Annotated in this window: 13 protein-coding genes; 3 read left to right on the top strand and 10 right to left on the bottom strand. The window is 46.8% G+C overall.

All coding sequences use genetic code 11. From position 1 onward, the window contains the following. Nucleotides 1-113: 113 nt before the first annotated feature. The gene (locus AC3A8L_RS06710; RefSeq protein WP_487961464.1) at nucleotides 114-4,115 is read left to right on the top strand and encodes a hypothetical protein; all 4,002 of its coding nucleotides are present in this window, start codon (nucleotides 114-116) and stop codon (nucleotides 4,113-4,115) included. 706 nt (nucleotides 4,116-4,821) lie between these two features. Continuing rightward, nucleotides 4,822-5,685: a hypothetical protein gene (locus AC3A8L_RS06705; RefSeq protein WP_487961463.1), complete on the top strand. Its 864-nt coding sequence runs from the start codon at nucleotides 4,822-4,824 to the stop codon at nucleotides 5,683-5,685. 273 nt (nucleotides 5,686-5,958) lie between these two features. Here AC3A8L_RS06705 and AC3A8L_RS06700 read toward each other — a convergent pair whose 3' ends face one another. The 6 genes from AC3A8L_RS06700 to AC3A8L_RS06675 form a co-directional block, all read right to left on the bottom strand. Beyond that, nucleotides 5,959-7,041 (bottom strand): M48 family metallopeptidase, encoded by a 1,083-nt coding sequence (locus tag AC3A8L_RS06700; protein WP_487961462.1) that lies wholly within the window; start codon nucleotides 7,039-7,041, stop codon nucleotides 5,959-5,961. Beyond that, nucleotides 7,042-8,061, bottom strand: a complete 1,020-nt coding sequence (locus AC3A8L_RS06695; RefSeq protein WP_487961461.1) for a YjgN family protein — start codon at nucleotides 8,059-8,061, stop codon at nucleotides 7,042-7,044. It abuts the gene before it with no gap. 82 nt (nucleotides 8,062-8,143) lie between these two features. Next, the gene (locus tag AC3A8L_RS06690; protein ID WP_487961460.1) at nucleotides 8,144-8,548 is read right to left on the bottom strand and encodes a hypothetical protein; all 405 of its coding nucleotides are present in this window, start codon (nucleotides 8,546-8,548) and stop codon (nucleotides 8,144-8,146) included. A 49-nt stretch (nucleotides 8,549-8,597) separates the two neighbouring features. Beyond that, nucleotides 8,598-9,299, bottom strand: a complete 702-nt coding sequence (locus AC3A8L_RS06685) for a lytic transglycosylase domain-containing protein (protein WP_487961459.1) — start codon at nucleotides 9,297-9,299, stop codon at nucleotides 8,598-8,600. A gap of 109 nt (nucleotides 9,300-9,408) precedes the next feature. Beyond that, entirely contained in the window at nucleotides 9,409-12,528 is a 3,120-nt protein-coding gene (locus AC3A8L_RS06680) for an efflux RND transporter permease subunit (RefSeq protein WP_487961458.1), read from the bottom strand. Then, nucleotides 12,521-13,669: an efflux RND transporter periplasmic adaptor subunit gene (locus AC3A8L_RS06675; RefSeq protein ID WP_487961457.1), complete on the bottom strand. Its 1,149-nt coding sequence runs from the start codon at nucleotides 13,667-13,669 to the stop codon at nucleotides 12,521-12,523. Before AC3A8L_RS06675 ends, AC3A8L_RS06680 begins: the two co-directional genes overlap by 8 nt. A 213-nt stretch (nucleotides 13,670-13,882) precedes the next feature. Between AC3A8L_RS06675 and AC3A8L_RS06670 the strand changes: the two genes are divergently transcribed. Further along, entirely contained in the window at nucleotides 13,883-14,740 is an 858-nt protein-coding gene (locus tag AC3A8L_RS06670) for a hypothetical protein (RefSeq protein ID WP_487961456.1), read from the top strand. Nucleotides 14,741-15,208: 468 nt separating this feature from the next. On the opposite strand, the gene AC3A8L_RS06665 is transcribed toward AC3A8L_RS06670, so the two are convergent. The 4 genes from AC3A8L_RS06665 to AC3A8L_RS06650 all read right to left on the bottom strand — a co-directional run. Next, nucleotides 15,209-15,568, bottom strand: coding sequence for a type II toxin-antitoxin system RelE family toxin (locus tag AC3A8L_RS06665; protein ID WP_487961455.1), 360 nt, complete (start codon nucleotides 15,566-15,568; stop codon nucleotides 15,209-15,211). Continuing rightward, a complete protein-coding gene (locus AC3A8L_RS06660) occupies nucleotides 15,552-15,767 on the bottom strand; it encodes a hypothetical protein (protein WP_487961454.1) in 216 nt (71 codons plus the stop codon). Before AC3A8L_RS06660 ends, AC3A8L_RS06665 begins: the two co-directional genes overlap by 17 nt. 1,120 nt (nucleotides 15,768-16,887) lie before the next feature. Then, a complete protein-coding gene (locus tag AC3A8L_RS06655) occupies nucleotides 16,888-18,357 on the bottom strand; it encodes a hypothetical protein (RefSeq protein ID WP_487961453.1) in 1,470 nt (489 codons plus the stop codon). Between the two features lie 376 nt (nucleotides 18,358-18,733). Beyond that, nucleotides 18,734-21,528 (bottom strand): hypothetical protein (locus AC3A8L_RS06650; RefSeq protein ID WP_487961452.1); only part of this gene is annotated, 2,795 nt, incomplete at its 5' end.

Below are 21,528 nucleotides of genomic sequence, written 5' to 3'. Positions count from 1 at the left end.
TGAGTAAGTGGAGAATTTTTACTTAGGAAAGCTGCTGTATATTTACCGCGCTTTGTTAAGCGATTTACCCACAACAAAAACGATAACAACAATAATGTAGAAAAGGAGACGCTATGCGCTATGTTTTGGTTTTTTTGGGGCTTTGGGTTGGATTGTGTCATGCAAAAACGCTGGACCTGCCACCAGAATTAGAGGCTTGGCAACAGTGGGTGCTATACGAACATGATGATGCCAGTTGCCCCTTTATTAGCCAGCAAGAGCGCACCTGCGTATGGCCTGCAAGCTTGGCGCTAAACGTTACCGCGCAGCGTGCAGATTTTAATTTTAAAATCGATGTGTTTGCCAGTAGCGATGTGGCGCTGCCCGGCGGTAAAAATCTGTGGCCGCAAGAGGTGAAAAACCAGCAAGGCTATTTAGCGGTTGTTACCAAAAACGGCGTGCCCTACGTGCATTTACCCGCTGGCCAGCATGTACTGACGGGGCAGTTCACGTGGGCGAAAATACCGCTTGCACTTAACATCCCCCAGCACATTGGTTTGTTGCAGCTAACCCTTAATGGTAAGCGCCTTGCAGCGCCGGGGCGCGACAGCACCAGTGTTTGGTTGCGTACACCGGAACAAAACAAACCCCAATCCAAAGAAGCCGATACGTTAACCGCAACGGTGTTTCGCCGTTTGGTCGATGGCGTGCCCCAGATTTTAGAAACCCAGGTGCAAATTCATGTGAGTGGCCAAGAGCGTGAAGTGACTCTTGGGCCATTGTTGTTGGCCGGCTTTACCCCGCGCCAGTTTCAAAGCCCGCTGCCTGCGCGGCTAGAACCCAACGGCAATTTGCGCTTGCAGGTAAAACCCGGCAACTATCAAATTACCTTGCTCGCCCATGCCCCCGAAATGTTGGCCCAATTTAACGTAACCCCCACCAATACGCTTTGGCCCGCGCAAGAAGTGTGGGTGTTTGAGGCGGCGCGTACTTTACGCACGGTACAACTAGACGGTGCGCCCATTATTGACGGCAGCCAAACCCAAATGCCCATTCACTGGCAAGACCTACCGGCGTATTTAATAACGCCCAACACGACCTTAGCACTAACCGAGCAGCACCGAGGGGACCCGACCCCCGCCGAAAATGATCTTACCTTGGACAAAACTCAATGGCTGGCCTTTGCTGGCACAGGCTTTACCGTGGAAGACTCCATAGATGGCACCATGCATCAAAACTGGCGGCTAGAGGCCGCCGAACCCTATCAGCTTATGCAAGCAGAGCTTAACGGCGAGCCACAAGTCATCACCGCCTTAACCGACGGCGGCCCCGCAGGGGTAGAAGTACGCCAGCGCGAAGTGGCATTGGTCGCGGTAAGCGAGCTGCCGTGGCAAACCACGCTGCCGGTTAGTGGCTGGCAGCAAGAGTTTAGTGAGGTAGATACCACATTTCATTTACCGCCTGGCTGGGCGGGGCTGCATATTAGCGGCGCCGATTCAGTACAGGGCACCTGGTTAAGTCGCTGGAATTTATGGGATATTTTTTTGGTATTAGTCATTGCCGTTAGTTTGTGGCGGGTGGTCAACTGGCCTACCGGCTTGCTTGCTCTGGTTACGCTTGTGCTGGTTTACCAGCGGGCTAACGCGCCTTTACTAGGCTGGTTAAACTTGGCGGCTTGTTTAGCTTTACTGCCGTTCGTTAAAGGTCGCTTTGCGCAAGTACTCATTGGCTACTTGGCGTTTAGTTTTGCAGTCCTTTTAGTGATAGTGCTGCCATTTATGGTGCAAGAGGCGCGCTTGGGACTATACCCTCAATTAGAATCCACCCGCTCAGCCCCTTACGCTGCGGACAATTTTACCTCAGCAAAAATCGTTAGAGAACAGGTTGCACGACCAGATATGTCGATGGCAAGCGATAGGCTTGAAGAAGTGGTAGTTCACGGTATTCGCAAAAGCAAAATCGACTACCAAGCGGATTACAACCCAGCCCAAAAAATTCAAGTAGGCCCAGGCTTGCCCGACTGGCAGTGGCAAAGTGCAAGCGCCCACTGGAGCGGCCCAGTCACCATCAGCGATACCACCCGGTTGTACTTCTCGCCGCCTTGGCTTACGCGCCTTGGCCATTGGTTGGCGCTTATTTTGGTGGCTGCACTGTTCGCCTTATTGGGCAAACGCTTTTGGCAAACCCAACCGCTACAGCATTGGCCGGGTAAAATGCCCATCTCAGCTACACCAGCAGGTGCACCAACAGCTGCCGGCGCACTGCTGGTAGCCCTATTTTTTTCGGGGTTACCCTATGAGCAGGCTAGAGCCAATGTGGTAATTGATAAAGAGCTGCTCAATACCTTAGAGCAACGGTTGCTAGCGCCCCCCGAATGTTTACCCCACTGCGCAGGCATAGAGAGCGTTATCGTCGAGGCCAATGCCAATAACCTTAAGGTTAAATTACTGTTAAATCTGCAAGAGGCAGTGGGCGTGCCGCTGCCGGCAAACAGTACCCAGTGGTGGCCTACGCAAGTGACCAGTGCCGGTAAAATCAGTTTGCAAACCCAAGCTAACCAGTTATGGGCACTGCTGCCGGCTGGGCGACACTGGGTGACGTTAAGCGGGCCTTTAAATGGCCAGGAATCAGTTAACCTCAACTTTCAATTACCCATACAAAATGTGAGCGTTAGTGGCCAAGGCTGGACGTTTAGCGGCTTGCCTACAACACAACAAACCAGTCAAACCCTCCAGCTAAAGCGCGAGATTAAAACCAAACAATCCGAGCAAATACGTTTAACACCGGCGCCTATTCCCGCTTTTGTTAGTGTAAAACGCAGCTTAAATTTGGGTTTAGAGTGGACAGTAGTCACCGAGGTGCGTCGCATTGCGCCTGCCGAAGGTGCCATTCATTTGAGCATACCTCTGCTGGCCGGCGAGGCCCCAACCAATGGCGAGGTGAATGCTGCGGGGCAAATGGATGTGCGCTTAGGTGCCAGCCAACGCATGGTCAGCTGGCGCAGCAACTTGCCTATCAGTAATGGCATAACATTGAGTGCTCCTACCTCTGTGCCGTGGACGGAAGAGTGGCGAATTCGCACCACGCCAGTCTGGCATAGCCAGTTCGAGGGTATTCCCCAGGTTGCCAGTAACAATGAAAACGTATGGCCGTTATGGCTGCCACGCCCCGGCGAAACCGTTACCGTGGTTGTAACGCGTCCCACGCCAACAGCGGGAAGAGAAATGGCCATTGACGAGGTCATTCTAAATTACCAGCCCGGTAAACGCGTGAGTGATACCGAGCTGGAAATAAGCTTGCGCGCCACTTTTGGTAGCCAGCTAGAGCTGCCGCTACCGGCCAATGCCAGCCTTAAAAAGGTATTGATCAATGGCATAGAAACCCCCATCAGCCACACTCAAAACAGCCTTAAAATTCCGGTGGTGCCGGGCGAGCAAACTATTGCTTTACAGTGGCAAGAGCCGCACGGCGCAGCACTCAAAACGCCGACGCCGGCTTACAACTTGGGCCTGCCTGCAGCAAATATTCACCTACAACTCAATTTGCCCAGAGACCGCTGGGTACTTCTTGTGGGCGGCCCTGCGCTAGGTCCTGCAATTTTATTTTGGGGGATGTTGGTCGTGGTATTAATGATCGCTGTTGCACTGGGAAAAAGTGGTTTTACGCCTTTAAAAGTGTACGAGTGGGTTTTGCTTAGTTTAGGTGTGGCTACTTTTAATTTTTGGGTGTTGGGATTAGTGGCCGTATGGCTAGTGGCGCTAACACTACGCGGGCGTACAACGGTATTACCGGATGAACGTAATTTTAATTTGTTGCAGATTTTTTTGTGTGTTTTGTCTGTTATTACTTTATTGGTATTGGTTAGCAGCGTGCCTTCATCGTTGCTTTCTAACCCGCAAATGTACATTACTGGCAACAGCTCCAGCGCTTTTAATTTGCAGTGGTACCAAGACCAAACCCAAGCTGCATTACCCCAAGGCTGGGTAATATCGTTGCCCATGTTCGCTTATCGAATCTTGATGTTGCTGTGGTCTCTATGGTTAGCGTTTGCGCTAATGCGCTGGATTAAATGGGGTTGGGTGCAGATTAACGCTGGAGGTTTTTGGGTGAGCGAGGCGCCTAAGGTTAAGCCTTAGGGAGAGTGTGGCACAATAAGCTCAGGCTAATATCCTGGGCTTATTGCTTATTGCTAATGGCTTGTGGGAAAATATTTTTATACGATCAAGTGCATTCTGCGCCAGCCAAACTTTTCCTCGTCGTTCTTTTTGGTCTGCCCTTCTCAAAGCTTACGGCTTGTTGTCGAGTGTGACCCTAACAGCTATCACTGAGACAATGAGTTAGCTTGATGATAGAGTGCAGACCTCGCCCCTAAGAGCTTTTGAGTGTGGACATACGAAAGGTTAAAAAGAGATATCTTTTATTGTTATGGTCTTTATTGTGGCTTCCGGTCAGCCTAATTTTTCCTGTTCACGAACATTTCCCCTTGCCTCCTGCTGTGGCACCAATAATTGCTTTTTTTATGCCTTTTTGGGGCGGAGAAGAAAGTGATCACTCTTTTGATTTTCAATATATTTACCTTCCTGCACTATGCTTTTGGGCGGGCGCCATAGCAATTTACGCTGCATGCTTAATAAACCTAAAGGGGAATAAATAATTAAGCACCGCAGACACATAAAAACAACTAGAGAAGCATTGCATAAACTTAAAAGTAATTGTCCTGCTTCTGCGAGTGCCAGCAATGCTCCAATGTGCGATAAGGCTAAAAGGGTTTGCCTGGGTAAAATATTAGGGGGTGCCCCTATCTATTCCACCGTACTTAATCGACGATATAAGGTTCGAATAATGTTATTACTGAAACGTAATCAGCGCTCTCAGCTAAAAGCGTCTTCCCTCCTGCTGTTAGTGACTCTGTTGCTAACGAGTAGCGGCTTAGTCGCCTCGGATCTACTTCCTGAGGCTCCAAAATTTGAGGGCCCTCTCAGTATGGATAACTTCCCTAAATCAGGGGACGCGCCTGAGAATGCATTTTACGACTCGGGAAATTATGGCCTGGGTTTTATTGGAACACTGCCATTCCCTGCAAAATCTGAGCAGTACTATAATCTAATGGATTTTTGGGGGGCGGGGTTTAACTTTCCGGTGTTCTCACATGCAGACGACAACGATTTTCTAGCTTGGGTGGTTGATGGGCGTTATGTGCAAGGAGAAACAGTAAGCGCATTTGAGATTACCTCCTTGCCTGAGGTGGGTTACGAGGTAAATGCTTTTACCGTTTTGGAAATGCAAGCCGATACCGGTTGGATGAAATTACAATTCAAATTGCAAAACGAAAATCCGTGGCGAAACGTCTGGACGAATAGCCGTTACTTAAAACAAAGTAAAACGCCTCTTGGATTTATGTCTTGGGGGGAACTTCTAAAGAGGGAATCGATTTTTTTTCGTACACCCAAAAAAGAAGGGTATTCACTAAAATCTACACCGAACAAAGACTCGAGCACCTTGGCCTTAATAAAAGGCGACAGCGATGCCTATACGATTAATGTACAGGAAATAAAAGCCGATTGGATGAAAATACATTATTACATCCCGGCCTGCGGAACATGCCTAGAAACCATTTGTGACACTAAAAATATGATCACTGGCTGGGTGAGGTGGAGACAGGAGGGTATTGGGCCACGCTTATGGTTTCACTCTCGCGGCTGTTAATCGTATGATGCGTTTCTATTAAACCGTTTAGGTTAGAGAATATCTAGGATAGGCAACCATTTAAAAATGGTGCCACTTATCTATTTGACTTAAGGCTGGTGTGAAAGGTTTTTCGTGAAAAATACTCTGATAGCTCAAAACAATAACCTCAGGCTAATACCCTGGGGTTATTGTTTATGGCCTGTGGAAAAATATTTTTCTTTGTACGATCTATCGCATTCTGCACCAGCCAAACTTTTCCCTCGTATTTTGGTGCAGAGTTCTTCTGCCCTTCTATTTGTTAGTATCAATAAGAGCGTTGGCGCGTTGAATGCGTTCTTGTGTGCCTGGGTGTGTGGATAAGTAGTGTAGCCACGATTGATCGCTATCGGTTTCCTCGTCGTCTTTTTCGGCTTGCTCTTCTTCTACCGAATAAAAATCTTCCAACCTTTGCATAATGTTAGAAAAATTTTCTAGCGGGATGTTGTTTTCTTGCATGGCATTAAACGCAAAACTATCGGCTTCATGCTCGAAGTCTCTGGAGTAAGACAAGTCGGCGAGCAATGCCGGTAAGCCTACAATTAAATCAAACTGTTCGATATCACCTGTTATTAGCAGCACAACAATACTTAGCATGGCCGCTTGCAGTGTGCGTCGCGTCATGTGCTTGTGGGATAGGTGCCCTAATTCATGAAGGTAAACAGCGAGTAGTTCATCATCCGACTCGGCTAAACGGACAAAATCATCTGTAAAGACAATATCCCCACTAGGCAATGCAAAGGCATTAGCGCCCATGCCTAACCTAAAATTCAGTTTGGGTTGAAGATATTTGAACTGTAGCGTGTAAGGTTCGGTGAGCGCTAAAACACGGCTTTTTTCTTCGTCGCTGAGTTCGGAGGGCTTAAACAGGGTTTTATCCAGAATAAATATAGACCCGCCGGATTTTTCTTGTACAAAGTCCGGCATGTGAAAGGCGAGGTATTTGGCTGCTTTCGGTACACCGTAGACCACACCAAACCAGCTGAATAAGCCGCAAAAAACCAGTGCTGCGAATACGATTAATAGATTCGATTCGAACCGATGCATTAATCCGTGCGTGTTGGGCCGAGGGTGAATGGCCTGAGTCAACGTATCAATACCCGAATGATCGTCGCTGATAAACAAGCACTTTTCTTGAACTACAATTTCGCGCGGGGTGTTGCCTAGGCGAGTTTCTATGTGGAGTTCATTGAACTTGAGATCGCGTACCTCATCGGTGTTGTTATCGCGGGCAATGGTTAGCCTGACTAAGTTATTGTCGGAGCCGCGAACAACCTCCAGGCGCGCAGGTGCGCGCGCGGAGGTAACGCCATCTAAAAAATGACCTTGAATACTCATTTAGATACCAAAATCAAAAGCTTGGCCAAATTCGTCACCCAGTGCAGAAATTTCTTCTTTTTCGGCGGCGGCAAAGTTATCTAACGAATCGGTAGCTTCTAATGTAATGTTTTCGGCAATATATTTTGTCATGCGTACTTTGGCTGCCGGGAGGTAAAGGCCTGCCGTGATTACAATGAAGAATATATTTTTTAATAACACAATTGTGAGCGCCGGCATTGTTAGGCTAGCTGAAAATTGATTGCCCTTAATGCTCAAACTGCTATAAAAAATATTGAGCATCGAGGTCATAAAAAATACGATAACACCAAAATAAACGGCCATATAAGCAAACGGCACAATTATCGATAACTGCGGTATAAACATCGTAATTAAAAACATGGGAATACCGCATACTATGAAAATACCAATAGCGATTAAGAAAACCATACCGTATTGGCCGTAAGTGGCATTGAATTCAAACTTAGTGGTGCCATAGGCCGAATTACGAGTAAGGTATTCATTCATTTTAAGTAAGGCCAAAGGGTACAGAATGCCGAGGGTTAACATGCCTAAAATGGGCCACACAAAGAAGACCATTGCCGCTTCGCCGTAACTACCATGAAATCGAAATTGAATATTTTTATAGGCTGACATGCGCATTTTAAATTTCATTGATTGGTTAATGAAATAAGGGATGGCTATTAATAGCGCTATGGCAAGAATTGCCCCAATTATAGGTAGCATTTCTGTCACAATAGAAAATACTATGAAGGCTGCTATAGCAATCAATCGGCCTTTTAGAATAGTCAGTGGCTCAGCTAAGTAGCGAAAGTTTGTATCATCTAAATAAAGGTTCGAATAAAAATAGCGATTGTTACGTACGGTTGCCCAGGCCGAATAAATACCCAGCGTCACAATTGTTAGTAGGATGTTTACAATCCAAATTTTAAAATACTCCATACCGTCGCCGCGAAATTCGAAGGCGAGTGATCGAGCTGGCGCGGGTGTAACCGGTGCTGCCTGGTTATCAGATTCCATGTGTGTTCCTTTTTTATTAAAATTACAACGAAATTGTAAACACAAGTCTGTTTACGAGTGGTGGTGAAAATTGTTTGAAAGACTATGCCTGCGGTTTAGTCTTCGTGGCTGGAAGGCTAGGCCTAATAGCCCAAAGCCCAGCAATACCGGCGGCCCAAATCAAGAGTAGGCCATAATTACTGAGGGTGCTTAACCATTCGGGTAGCAGCCCTGGGGTAATTAAAATCTGTTCTCGAATAAAGCTTGGCAGTGTGTCGAGCTTCGAGATAAGCAGTTGTGGGTCTACAAGTCCGTGACGGGTCACGGATTGAATAAGGCTGTCCGAGATGCTGTTGGCTTTATGGGCGGCATCAATCATCGCGGCGGTTAAAAAGACCAAGGTTATAGCCGCAAAGCTGTAGCCGATGCGTTTTTGCCCTAAGACAAAGAAACCAGAACCCGGAAATATTAATACGGAATAAAGAATCGCTTTAGTGTGTTTTTTCATGCTCAAAGTCCCTTAAGCCCAGCGTTTATGGGTTAGCAATATTTACGGGTTAAATACCGGCATAGCGCTTGGATAATATGGATACGCGGTCAACATAAGCTTCTGTTTCCGCATAGGGTGGTATGCCGCCGTGGCGCTTCACTGCGCCTGGGCCAGCATTATACGCTGCCGTGGCTAAAGGTATATCCCCTTCAAACTGCTCGAGTAAATACGCGAGATACCTCACCCCGCCATGAATATTTTCCGTAGGGTCGGTGCGATCACTCACACCTAGGTCCTCTGCTGTCGCGGGCATTAACTGCATTAACCCTACTGCGCCTGCATGGCTTTTAACGGAGGGGCGGAATGCGGATTCGGCATGGATTACGGCCCTTACCAGGGCTGGGTCTACGCCGTATTCCTGTGATGCTTGCTCGATAGTGCCGGCAAATTTTTCGGGGTACAGGCGGATGCTGTACCAATCGATTTTTGAATTCACATCACAGGCGAAGCATTTATAGCTCAGTACTTCGTAGTCTTGGCCTTTTGGGGCGCGGTCTGAAAACGAAGCCGTGCCCTCGTCTGAATATTTGTAGACTTTGATCTTTTTCTTTTGAGGGTTAGCGCGCGTTTGGTTTGAAACCTTCATCTTCTTGCCGCTGGAGCCAACGATAGTATTCGCGGGCACGTCGTCCGCTGCCGATACAGCTCGCGCACAAAGTGCGATAGAGAATGCCATAGCAAGTGTGGCGATGAATGGGAGGTTGCGCATGGGCTTCTTTCTTATGTTATTTGCGATGAAGTTTAGCGCAAGCGCGTACGGGTTTGCGGGTTAATCGTCGCAGTTTCGTTATTTGTGCTCAAGAGAGTGCGCTTGGCCCTTACAGTGCTTGCCACGCATTCTTACAATAGTATTTAAACCGCGAGCCACCATAGTACAAGCTGGGGACTAACAATAAGGTAACGCCAGTGGCAAACAGCACGCCAAACGCAAGCGATACCGCCATGGGCACAAGAAAGCGCGCTTGTGTACTTTCCTCCAGTAGCATGGGCGTTAAGCCTGCAAACGTAGTAATGGAGGTTAAAATAATGGGCCTGAAACGATCCTGCGCGCCCTGCACGGCCGATTGCCAAGCAGTTTTGCCTTGATGGCGTAACTGCTGAATGCGGTCGAGCAATACAAGATTGTCGTTCACGACCACGCCAGCACAGGCTAAAAAGCCCAAAATGCTCATCATACTAATTTCAAACCCCATAATCACATGGCCGATCACTGCCCCCATAAAACCAAAAGGCACGGCGGTAAGCACCAGCGCGGGTACGGTATAGGATTTAAAGGCCACACAAAACAAGCCGTAAATAAGCACTAAAGCCAAGACGAAGTTAACAATAATGTCGTGCACAAATTCGTTTTCGCTTTCCATACTGCCGCCCACCGACAAGCTAAACCCCGGATACTGGGCCTGCCATTTGGGCTTGCTGAAGGCCATTAAATCGCTCACGATTTTTGTTGCGCTTACGTTAGAGTCTTTGCGAACCTCGGCGGTAATGGTAAAAGTGCGTTTGCGATCTTCGCGCATAATGGTCGTATAGCCGGGCACATACTTCAGCGTTGCTACTTCGGTAATAGGCACTTCAATCAACCCGTTCGCCGATGTTTGCCGAATATACATCTCTTCTAGGGTATCCATCGCTTCGCGCTCTGTACGCGGGTAGCGCACCATTACGCGTACATCTTCGCCGTTACGCGGCACCCGTTGCACTTCATCACCGTAAAAAGCCTGCCGCACTTGCCGTGCAATACTTTGTAACGAAAAGCCCTGTGTAGCGGCGCCATCTTTTAAGTCCAGCTCCAGTTCTGTGCGTGCGCTTTGGTAGCTATCTTTCACATCGTAAACACCTGGGTAGCGTGCTAACGCGCTCTTTACATTGTTTAGGGCGCGCTCAACAACGGCGGGGTTATCGCTCGCCACGCTTAAGCGCAAAGCAATCGCTTCGCCCACTTGGTTAATGGTAAACGCCAAGTTGAATTTCTCAGCTTCGGGCACATCGCCAATTAATTCGCGCCAGCGCTGTGTAACCGCTTGCGTGCTAAGGTCGCGTTCTTCGGCGGGCTTTAGCGCTAAGGTGGCCCGTAAGCTATTGTCTGTGGCCCAAGTTTGCAGGCTTTCGATAAAGGGTTGTTGTTGATTACCTTCAAGCAGAAAGGCGTCACTTTTTAGTACATCAGCGGCATCTTCTACCCGCTTGAGCAACGCTTCGGTACGCGCAAACGCACTGCCCTCGGGTAGCTCTATCGTCAAACCGATAAACTCACTCGGTACCACCGGCATAAAACTACCGCGCACCCAACCACTGCTAACAACGGCCACACTCAAAAAGAACGCGCACAGAAACAGCGCTAAAGTAATGGGGCTATTGTTAACGGCAGAGCGCACCCAACTGCCAAAGCGGTGGTGCGAGAAGTGCTCCAGTTTGTTGGCAAAAAACTGTTTACCGTTGGAAAGTGCGCGTACCCACCGATAACGGCTGGGCTTTTTTTCCCGCAGGTGCGCCAAGTGGGCAGGTAAAATCAGTAGCGATTCAAATAGCGAGAAAATCAAACACAGGATCACGACGACGGGGATGGGTTTAGACATATCACCCATCACACCGGGCAGCGTTAGCATGGGCGCAAAAAAGATAATCGTACTGCCTACCGCGAATAAAACGGGTTTGCTCACGGCTTTGGCGCCACCGGCCGCGCAGGCGTTACCTTGCAGGCCCCGTTGGTGAGAGGAGTAAACGCTCTCGCCCACAATAATGGCATCGTCGACCAAAATACCCAGTACCAAAATCATGGCAAACATACTCACCATGTTGATGCTAATGCCGGCAAAAGGTAGCAACCAAATAGCGCCCATAAACGCCACGCCAATACCTGCAGATACCCATAGCGCAAGGCTGGTACGCAAAAACAACATCAGCACCAAAAACACCAAAAGCAAACCGCTTATGGCATTGGTAATGAGTAAGTTCATGCGGCCTTTGAATAACAGCGACCAATCCCGTGCAATGGCCATATGCATGGTTGTAGGAATTTGGTTGGCGTGGGTGTGCATGTAATCTTTTACGGCGGAAGTCGCGGCGAGAATATCGGGGTTATCGCTGACAAAAATATCCAAGAATACCGCGGGCTTACCGTTAAAGTGAGCCACCAAATCCTTTTCGGCCAAGCCGTCTTGAATGTTGGCAATATCGCCAAGGTAAAGCTGGCTGCCATCCGCTGCGGCCCTAACCACCACTTTAGAAAAATCGCTGGCGGTGTAGTTTTGGCCGCGTGTTTGTACTTGAATATTACCGGTTTGGCCTTTAACCACGCCGGCGGGTACATCTAACGATTGTGTGGCAATCGCGTTGCTAATATCGTCAAACGTGAGCTGATATTGCCGCAATGTATGTTCTGAAACCTCGATGCTTATTTCATCATCGCGGCTGGCGCGTAGCGTAACAAGGGATACCGCATTCAGCAGGCCCAGTTCGTCGCGCAATTGTGTGGCAATACGCTTTAGCTCAAGCTCGCCGGCATCGCCATAAAGCGCCAGGCTCATCACCTCTTTATTGGCGATTAACTGCTGAACCTGCGGCCGCTCAACATCGGCGGGAAAGGTGGTAATGGCATCCACTCGGGTTTTCACATCGTTCAGCAGCGCTTGGATATCCTGCCCTTTTACGGCCTCCACACTCACATTAGCAAAACCTTCGCGGGCCTCGCTGGTAATGCGGTCTATACCATCGAGGTTGGCAATGGCTTCCTCAACCCGCACCACAATTTGCGTTTCAACCTCTTTGGGCCCTGCGCCAGGGTAAACCACGCCCACCTGAATAATATCCAGCGCAATATCAGGGAAAACCTCTTTATTCAGTTTGAATAAGCTAGAAAACCCACCCAGTAAAATCATCACCATGCACAAGTTGGCGGCAATGGGGTTTTCCACAAACCACTGAATCAGCCTATTCATGAGGTGTTGCGCCCTTGCTGGCGGTGTCTTCTAACTTTACGATCATTCCCGCATGCATTAGCGCTTGGTCACGTATTACATAGCGCACACTATGGTTGACCGGCGCCAACAACCACACAAATTCTCGGCTGCTTTGCAGCACGTTAGCCGGGTGGACTGTAATCGTATTGTTTGGCTCTACCACGTAAACCCAGGCGCCGGTATACAGCGCGGTATGCGGCAGCTTCACTACGTTATCGATAGGGCTACCCACGATGGTCGCGGTAACAAAAGTACCAAACTGAAAAGGCGGATTACCTTCAGCGGTTAAGTCGGCATAGACCGTGTACAGCCGGTTAAGGCTGCCCACATCGGGCGCAATGCGTGTAATTGCGCCCTGCCATACAGAGTTAACGCCCATCAATCCGCTGGTAAAGCGAACGCCGGGCTGTTGTGCTGAGCCGATGGTGATTAGTGCGCGCTCTTTATGGTTAAGGCGCAACGGCACTGTTGCACGGGTTTCATCAACTAACTCGGCTACCGGCATCGCCACAGAAACCCACTGGCCCACATTGGCCATTCGCTGGCTAACCACGCCGGTAAAAGGGGCTTTAATGTGTGTACGCTCAATATTCAAAGCCGCTTGCGCCACATCCGATTCAGCCGAAGCCAGCGCAGCCTTCGCTGAAGCCAATTGTGGTTTGCGCAAAAACAAATCGTTGGCTGCAGCGTTACCCAAATCGCGCCACTCCTTTTTCGCCTGAAAAGCTCTGCCCAGCTCTTGCGCAAGAGCTTCTTCCGCTTTCGCATGCTGTGCTTTGGCGCGCGATAGCTGGTACTGGTATTCCTTGTCATCAAGCTCCAGCAGCACCTCGCCCCGCTTAACCTTGCGCCCAATATCAAAATTAGAGTGAATACTTACTATCTCACCAGATACCATAGCGGATAGCGTAACCCGTGACTTTGGCTCTAAAGTGCCCTGCGTAGTGACATCAATAATGTGTGTTTGGGGGCTAGACTCAACCGTAGCCGCAAGCAGAGGTTCGGCTTCTAGTTGCGGTTTAGGTTTGGCTGTTGGCGCTAAAGCAAATACCGCTGCAATTAAAGCAACACCCACCACCAGCGCACCGCCAGCAATCGCAAATTTAGAAGAGGTTTTCATCTGTGAACCTTAAAGGTCAAATTTTGAAAAGAAAGGTGGGCGGTAAAAGCTAAGCCCAATACACGTTGTTACAGTCGTGTATCGACCCGAAGGTAACCGGCAAGTTGCACAAATTATCTACCGAAGGGGGTGAGCCCATATAATACATCATGCACTGCGCGAGCTAATCTTATAGAATGCCGGCGCTTTAAAATGGATATCAAGGAAAAACAAATGAAGAAATTACTTTTAGGCGCTGTGATTAGCTGTTTATCAACCGCAGCGACGGCGGACTACTGGGCAGAGATTACGGGAAATTATCGTAATATTGAATCTACAGAGGGGCACAGCTACTTCGACTATGCCTCGGAATATACCGATGAAGAGACCGCCTACCAACTTGAAGGCGCGTTCTATTTTGACTCCGTTAGCACTGATTCCGCGCCGATAGATGAAGCCGGCTTTCTGAGCAAAAACTCCAGTATCTCTGTTTATAATATGATGATACAAGAGACTTACAAACGACAAGAAACCTATAGCGGTTTTGATTACAGTTCTGATCAACAGGAACATTACCGCCAAACAGGCATTGGCTATAGGGGCGTATTTGGTAAAGGAATTTTCAACGTCGACCTCGGGCAGAGCTATTCAAACGGTGATTCTGACGCGAAAATGATAAGTATTGGTGGGGGAGCTTACCTTACAGATAACTCTGCAATTACAGGGCGACTGATTAGACTCGATAACACGCGTGACAATGATACTGGTTTGGGGGTTAATTACCGCCATGTATTTAATGCTCAAAGCCATACATCATACCTTCTTGATGTTGATTTTTTTATCATCGATGAATATACCCACCTTACATTAGAGGGCGCAGTATTCTTCACCCCAAACAGTAAGTTGTTTGTTAACTTTACACGGGATGCGGTATCAGACAGCAGCTATGACAGCGACGATCTCGGCATCGGCTATCAACACTTTTTTATGAACCGTATAGGCCTTACCGCACGTTATGCCAATGGTGATTACAATTCACCTACAAGTGAAAAAGAGAGCTACGTGGACTTTGAGTTGCAGGTTAATATCTAGCGCAAACTATTCAGGCTAACAAAAAAACCGCTAGGTCATAGCCTTGGCGGTTATTGATTTTTTCAATTAATTTGAGAATAAAAACATCAGTTTAATAGCTAAAACTGCTGAAAGCGAGTGCCTGTCCCGCTATTTACTCAAGCTTTGTTCGCTAGGCTAGGGCTGGCTTTCGGAGCAAAAAACAGTGATTTTTAGAGTGACTGTCCCGCTAAACTGAAGTGGCATGCACATCACGCAAGTTAAGCGCTATGAAGTAGGCCAAGCTAAGTAGATGATGGGGAGTTTAGGGCCATAAAAAAGCCGCTAAGGCTGTGAAGCTTTAGCGACTTTTTGGCCTTAATCGCTTCGATATCCAAGGGCTTTGCTTGCGGGGCTTGTGTTTTTAGCAAGCCATGTAACAAGCGGAGGAAGAAGCTTAGAACCTCCCATAAATAGCTTTTACATCTTTAGGTCTGCCTGTGATTACGCCTAATCTATTTCACTGAGCTGCTCATATTTATTGATAATGCGCTGCACATCATTTGACTGAATATCATCTTGATCCGACTTGCTATATAAGGTGACTAATACCGTTCGATCTGCATTTCTTATGTAGTAAATAACGCGATAACCGCCGCTTTTTCCTTTTTGTGCATCGCTATTTTTAACACGTACTTTAAAAGCAAAATAACGACTATCCTGCAACTGATCTCCCGGATTTTCACCAGCTCCAAGCTGAGATAACAGTGCTCCAAGGTCTACACGTAAAGAACGATAGCGACGGGATAACTTGCGCAGTGCGCGCTTAAATTCAGGGTGTAATACAGCGCCATTAGTCGTCAATGCCATCCCAAAGCGTTTCGATGGGTTGTACCTTACCTTCCATAGCCTCTTTCCAACCTTGCTCAAAGCTTTCGGTAGCAGTGGGTAAACTGACGCTGACCCTAAAGCTGTGCACAATATTGAGTAACGCCGGCAAGTACTCATCGGGTACTTGCTGTATTTCAGATTCAAGTTGTTCATTGTAAGACGGATGCATATTTGCCATAACATTTGGCCTCATCATGGGGTGTAATCCCGCTTAATATACCGTGCTTCCAAACATTCTTCTTCCGCTTCACGACGAAGCGTGCCTAATAGCAAATCCTCGGTAGCCTCCTGCTCAGTTTCAACTTGCCGCCTATGCATCGTCGGGTGGGTCATTTCGTGGCTAAGGCTGTGAAGCTTTAGCGGCTTTTTGAGTTCGGCATTCAAACCTAGAGAGCACTAACCTATTGATTTAATAGATTTTTATTGTGGACACATCGATTGAGCTGGTTGAAATTTAAGCAAAATATAGAGTGTGTGTGTCCTTAAGCTGTGCGCGCAAGCTTAGCAAGTTGCATCATTAATACACCATTTCAAGGGGCAGTTATTGCGGCAAGCCGTATATGCATAATGCCTGTTGTGTGAAAGCCTATTACTCAAGCTTTGGTCAGTTTCTAATCTGAGTGGCAGTCGTTCTATATCCGCTCCGGTTAGCCCCGTCTAGGGCGCTGGCTTTCGGGCCAAAAATCAGTGATTTTTAGAGTGCCTGTCCCGCTAAACTTTCTGCAAGCCGCTAATGTACGCCGTCGAATATCAATTTCTCTGGCACGCTCAAGCCATCCATGGTCGCTCCACACGTGTTCCCAACACATGAGGGCCCGAGAAACCAATACCCGACGGCTTTATAGCGAGTGCCTGTCCTTGTGTTTTCATTACAATTCACCTTCAAGTGAAAAAGAGAGCTACGTGGACTTTGAGTTGCAGGTAAATATCTAGCGCAAACTATTCAGGCGAACAAAAAAACCGCTAGCGCAATGCGCTAGCGGTTTTTTTGATCGCTAACCTCTAACGAATATCCCGCAGCCATTTTTTATGGATCAACAGTTGCCAAACAGGTATCGATATTGTTTATTCTCGCGGAGATTAACCTCTGCGCAAAGAATGATTTAGTGGGCCAGAAAAGTGCTGGTCAGCGTGCTGGTGGAGTAGGCTAAAAAAACGCTAGGCCATAGCCTTGGCGGTTGGTGTTATTGATTTTTTCAATTAATTTGAGAATAAAAATATCAGTTTAATAGCTAAAACTGCTGAAAGCGAGAGCCTGTCCCGCTATTTATTACTAAAAGACAGGCCACGCATCAGCTCTAAGGATTTAATTGCGCTATGTGGATTTCAAATTCCGCCAAAGCTAGCTCCAGCCGTTGTTGCATGAACGCTTTAGTATTAGTTTTGACATAGTTATTACACCGCTGCGAGCTTAATTTTTGACATTCCGAAACCCGCTCACGATAGCCCTTGCCTGGAATATGCAAGCCTGCACCCGGTAAAAAACTATACTCAAGACTATTTCGTACCATATTCTTAATATTTTGATATTTAATCTGAGGATATCGCTGTGCTAATAAAACGTATTGATGAATAAGCTTGGAGTCAAAAATGCCCTCATCATCAGTTGCAATTACAATAGGCACCCCGGCTTCGAAATACTCCAAAATAGGGTGTTTATAGTTTTTTACACCCAAAATAACTTCATTACTACGCAATAAAATCTCAATAGCAATATCTTGCTTGGCCATCAACTCTAAGGTTTTTTGGGCATCACTTTCTCGAAGAATACTCACACCATGACCTAAGCGATGTACACCTGCTTGACGTACTGCAAGCGAGATATGGAAAGACAAGTCGTTCTCGTTCGGAACTAAGCCTGGTATAAGCTCTCCGGCATGTAACGATAGGTTAACGTTAGGATATTTCTTACGCAGAAAATTAAACATTTCCATCTGTATGGAGTAGTGTTGTAATGCACTGGCATCGTGCTCTGCTGCAACCATATTTACACCCACCACTTCTTTCGACTGATTAGCGGTTTCAAATGCTAAAACTAATTCACTCCATATAACGGGTAAAGGCTTCATTCTGTTGCCGTAACTGAGTATTTTCACTGCCACACCACAACCCGGTGCTTCATCACCATAACCACATCTAAGTAAATGCTCTGAATCGTGTATAAACCCCTCTAACGCCTCTGCATTTTTTGCCGCAATAGCTTCAATGCCTGCAGCCATCAAATGCTTATATTGAACCGCAAGATTACTTGACCAAGGATTATCAGCTTGTAGGCGAGCAGCCTGCTTTTGTAGTACCGGCACACGCACCATAGTCTCTAGGTACTGAATATTGTCGGCGGCAGCCTGATTACGTAAGCGGCGTAATAACTCCCCTTCACTCCCAAGTAACGCTGGCTTTATTTTATTGAAGGCATTAAAAAAGTGATCGGCAACAGGAAAATCACTTTCACTAAACCCCCGAACGGTCCAAAAGTTAAACAGTTCATGCTGAGTGTCAGGCCTACCTACCAGTTCATGAATCGCCACACCATCTTCACAAGGTAGGTTGCACAATTGCCCATCTTGTAATCTGACCGCTAAATTCTTAGTTCTGGCTAAGTCGAAAATATCCTCAGCTTGAATCGAACCGCTCAAGTGGTGATGAATATCCCCTCCCTTCGGCATTTGTAAAAAAAACTGTCGTAGCCTCTCTTCATCACCCCGCAAATGCTCGAAGTAGCTATCAATAGATAAGGTACCTGCACTTGAATTTGACTTGCTTGGCAACCCAGAACAGGACACCAAAAAAATGCTAACAAAGATAAAAAAAATCATCTGTCGTATATGACAATAAATCATTTAACAATCCACAAATTTATAAACGCCGAAGTAAGCTTTTATTCAGGGTGACATAACCCTGAATAAAAGGAAAATAACATTATGAGCTAATGCCCCTAAAAACCGCAGTTAGATCATCAAAGTTTACGCGATTTTTAAGGTTGTACCCCGTAACTATTCTAGCCGGCGAGCTCTAGCTGACATACTCTCAGAAAGCCAATTGACCGTTTTCTGCGAACCCGGTGTACAGTAGACTTGAAGGCCCCAGAAAATAGTCAGTTAGCCCATTTATTTCTCCGTATTTGAACAGTTACAAAACAGCCAACTACTCGACTGCGCTTTCCGCTTCGCCCTCGGTTGTTTCTAGTGGTGGTTTTGGGGCAGCGAGTTGCGCCTCTAAGGCTTTAATACGCTCCTCAAGCTTGTCTCGTTTCGACACCTGCTCTTCACGCTGTAACTGCAGGTTTTTATTCACGTTTTCACGTAGCGCCTTCTTCTGCTCCCCCAATGTGGTCACGGCTGAACTTAAAGTACTACTTTGTGCTTCGCGGGTCGCTTTTACAAAAGCCGATTCCGCCTCAAGTAGGGCTTTTATATCTCCGTAAGGAATTTTATGGGTATCATCAAGAAAAATAACCCCGCCTAATATATTTGGCTCCCTCACAAGTTCCGGCTGATCGCTTTCACTCTTGGCATCCCACTTAAAGGGGAAAACAGTTGCCACTGCACTTTCTTCAATCGTTGCCCATGCAGAAGGGTTAACTATCGATGCTCCGGCTTTCATCCCCCCCCCCAGCCAGCCCATATCCTTCCACAGCGATCTGCGCTTAGTGGCGGCATACATACTATTAAACAGTATGTATTCATTGCCCCGCCAATCTTTTTGTACTGACTCCCGCGGTACTTTAACGAGTAGGTTGAAAGGTTGATCACCATTGGGGAAACCACTATGTGCAGCTGCAGCTAGTTTCTTTTTGTCTGTTCCGGCTTTATCACTTCGCAGATCACTTTTGCGGACCACCCACTTTGCAAAATTATCGCCACGGCCCGCAGCCGTAATCGCCGCATCTAAATATTCGCGACGTTTCGAATACGCCATAGCAGCTTTTGCGGTACCAAACATATTCGCCTCGGCACGACCGCTGGCGCCATAGTCATTCGTTTCAAGTTTATCCCTATATTTAAACTGGCTCAAAAGCCGTTTAGCCTCTTCAACACGAGAAGCTTCAGTAACCGCAGGGGCGCCATCGGTCGCAACCGGTGGCGCCTCATCGCGCTCAGAAAATAAATCACCTAGCGCCTTTAATGCGCTGATATCGTATGCTGCATTGGCATTAATTTGCCCTGCAATATCCGCCATAACGCCGCCTTCATTAATGGCCATAGAGACCAGATCATCACGCGACGCAGGCAACATTTCAGTAATTTGAATACCCGCTTGCACTTTGGGGCGGCTTACCAACTGAAAACGACGATAATCGTTTCGCGTTAGCTCGGTAATTGGTACTGAATGACGCTCAACCTTTTCGAGGTGTGCAATTGTTTTCCATAACGAATCATATTGTACATGTAAAAGGCTATCGGCCAGCTCAGCTACCAAGGAGCGCTTGTTTTTAACCTTTTCGATCCATTCAAAAATATTTCGATTTTTTGCAATATGATTCTGTAAATACTGGCGGCTCTCCTCAGAAAGGTACTTGTGGTGATCAAGGTATTCATCCAACAATATTTTTCTTGCAGCTAAGCCTTTATTATTCTTATCCTCTTCTTCGCTCGCGGGAAACAGGCCTTGCTCCATACAAATCACCCAATAATCTCGAAGCCATTCATATATCAAAGCTTGAAGGCGAGAATCATCCTTCAAGAACTCTTCTTTAATACGAACAGCTGTAGGTACCGACGGGTAACCGCTAATAAATAGATTAGATATAATTGACCGAAGGTCTTCCTCCATACGAAGACTTTGTAGTTCCCAATACCAAAGCTCGGGATATTGCAAATACCCTGATGGACTGCGTATGGAGCTATCGGAATATTCCACCCCTTTAGCAATTTTGCGTACAATATCTAAACGCTCATCCATATGAACCTGCGCAAATTTCTCCATGAAACGGCCAAGGAATGGTATGGGTCTTAGGCCAACTTTCTTTTCTTGTTTTTGTTTATTCTGCTCTGTTTTTGCCTCCGCGATCTCATTAGCTTGGCAAAGTTCTTCAAGCTGCGGACGGTCAAGTTTGAAAGTTATTTCCGTTTCCTTTTCCTTTTCCTTTTCCGTTTCCTTTTCCTTTTCCTTTTCCTCTTTCGTTTTATTTTCAGATACCACTTTGCACAACTTTATCTTGGTCCATTCTATTTCAGATTTCCCAGAATCAGATTTTTCAGAATCAGATTTTTCAGTAATTAATCTTCGCAACTCACGGGCTTCACGATAATAATATTTATAATAAAGGTCTTGAAGTCGAACACCATTTCGCATAAGAAATTGTGCGATATCTCTATCTTCACTGGTATCCTCAAACGGTATTAGGTAGTTAGAAAACGTACCAGAGCTTGAATCCTTTAACTCCAAGCTGCTGTAGGCCTCAACCAGTTGATTAATACAATCCCTAAATCCATTATCGTCTGTATAATTTTCGCCCCGACAGGAGCCTATTAAACTTTTTTTGATAAGGCTTTTATATGCCCCCTCTTCATCGCCGGTACTGTGTTTTACAAACCGCCGGGCCCCATCAAAGTAAGCATTCAAATAAAGGTCCACTTTAAATGGTAATGCCATGCCCGTTTCAGCGGCCGACGTTATGGCAAGTATTACATGTGCGACATTGAATCGCTCCCAAGATAGTTCAACCATAACTTTAGGGCGTAATATCGCTCTCCTTTCCTCGTCCAAGTCTAAGTCTAAGTCTAAGTCTAAAGAAAGAGTGTCAAAATATTCTTTTACAGAAGGTGATTCGTTGTTAAAGCAATGCTGATATTCTTTAATTGAATCATCAATTTGTGATCTTTTTGCAGGATAGAATCCTGGGCCATCACTTCCGTCAGGTAGCTTCCAGTTATCGTTAGAGTTTTCTGAACTAGAGGTACTAGAGGTACTAGAGGTACTAGAGGTACTAGAGGTAA

The sequence above is a fragment of the Marinagarivorans sp. genome (assembly GCF_982758155.1).
This window is presented reverse-complemented; position numbering and strand designations above follow the sequence as displayed.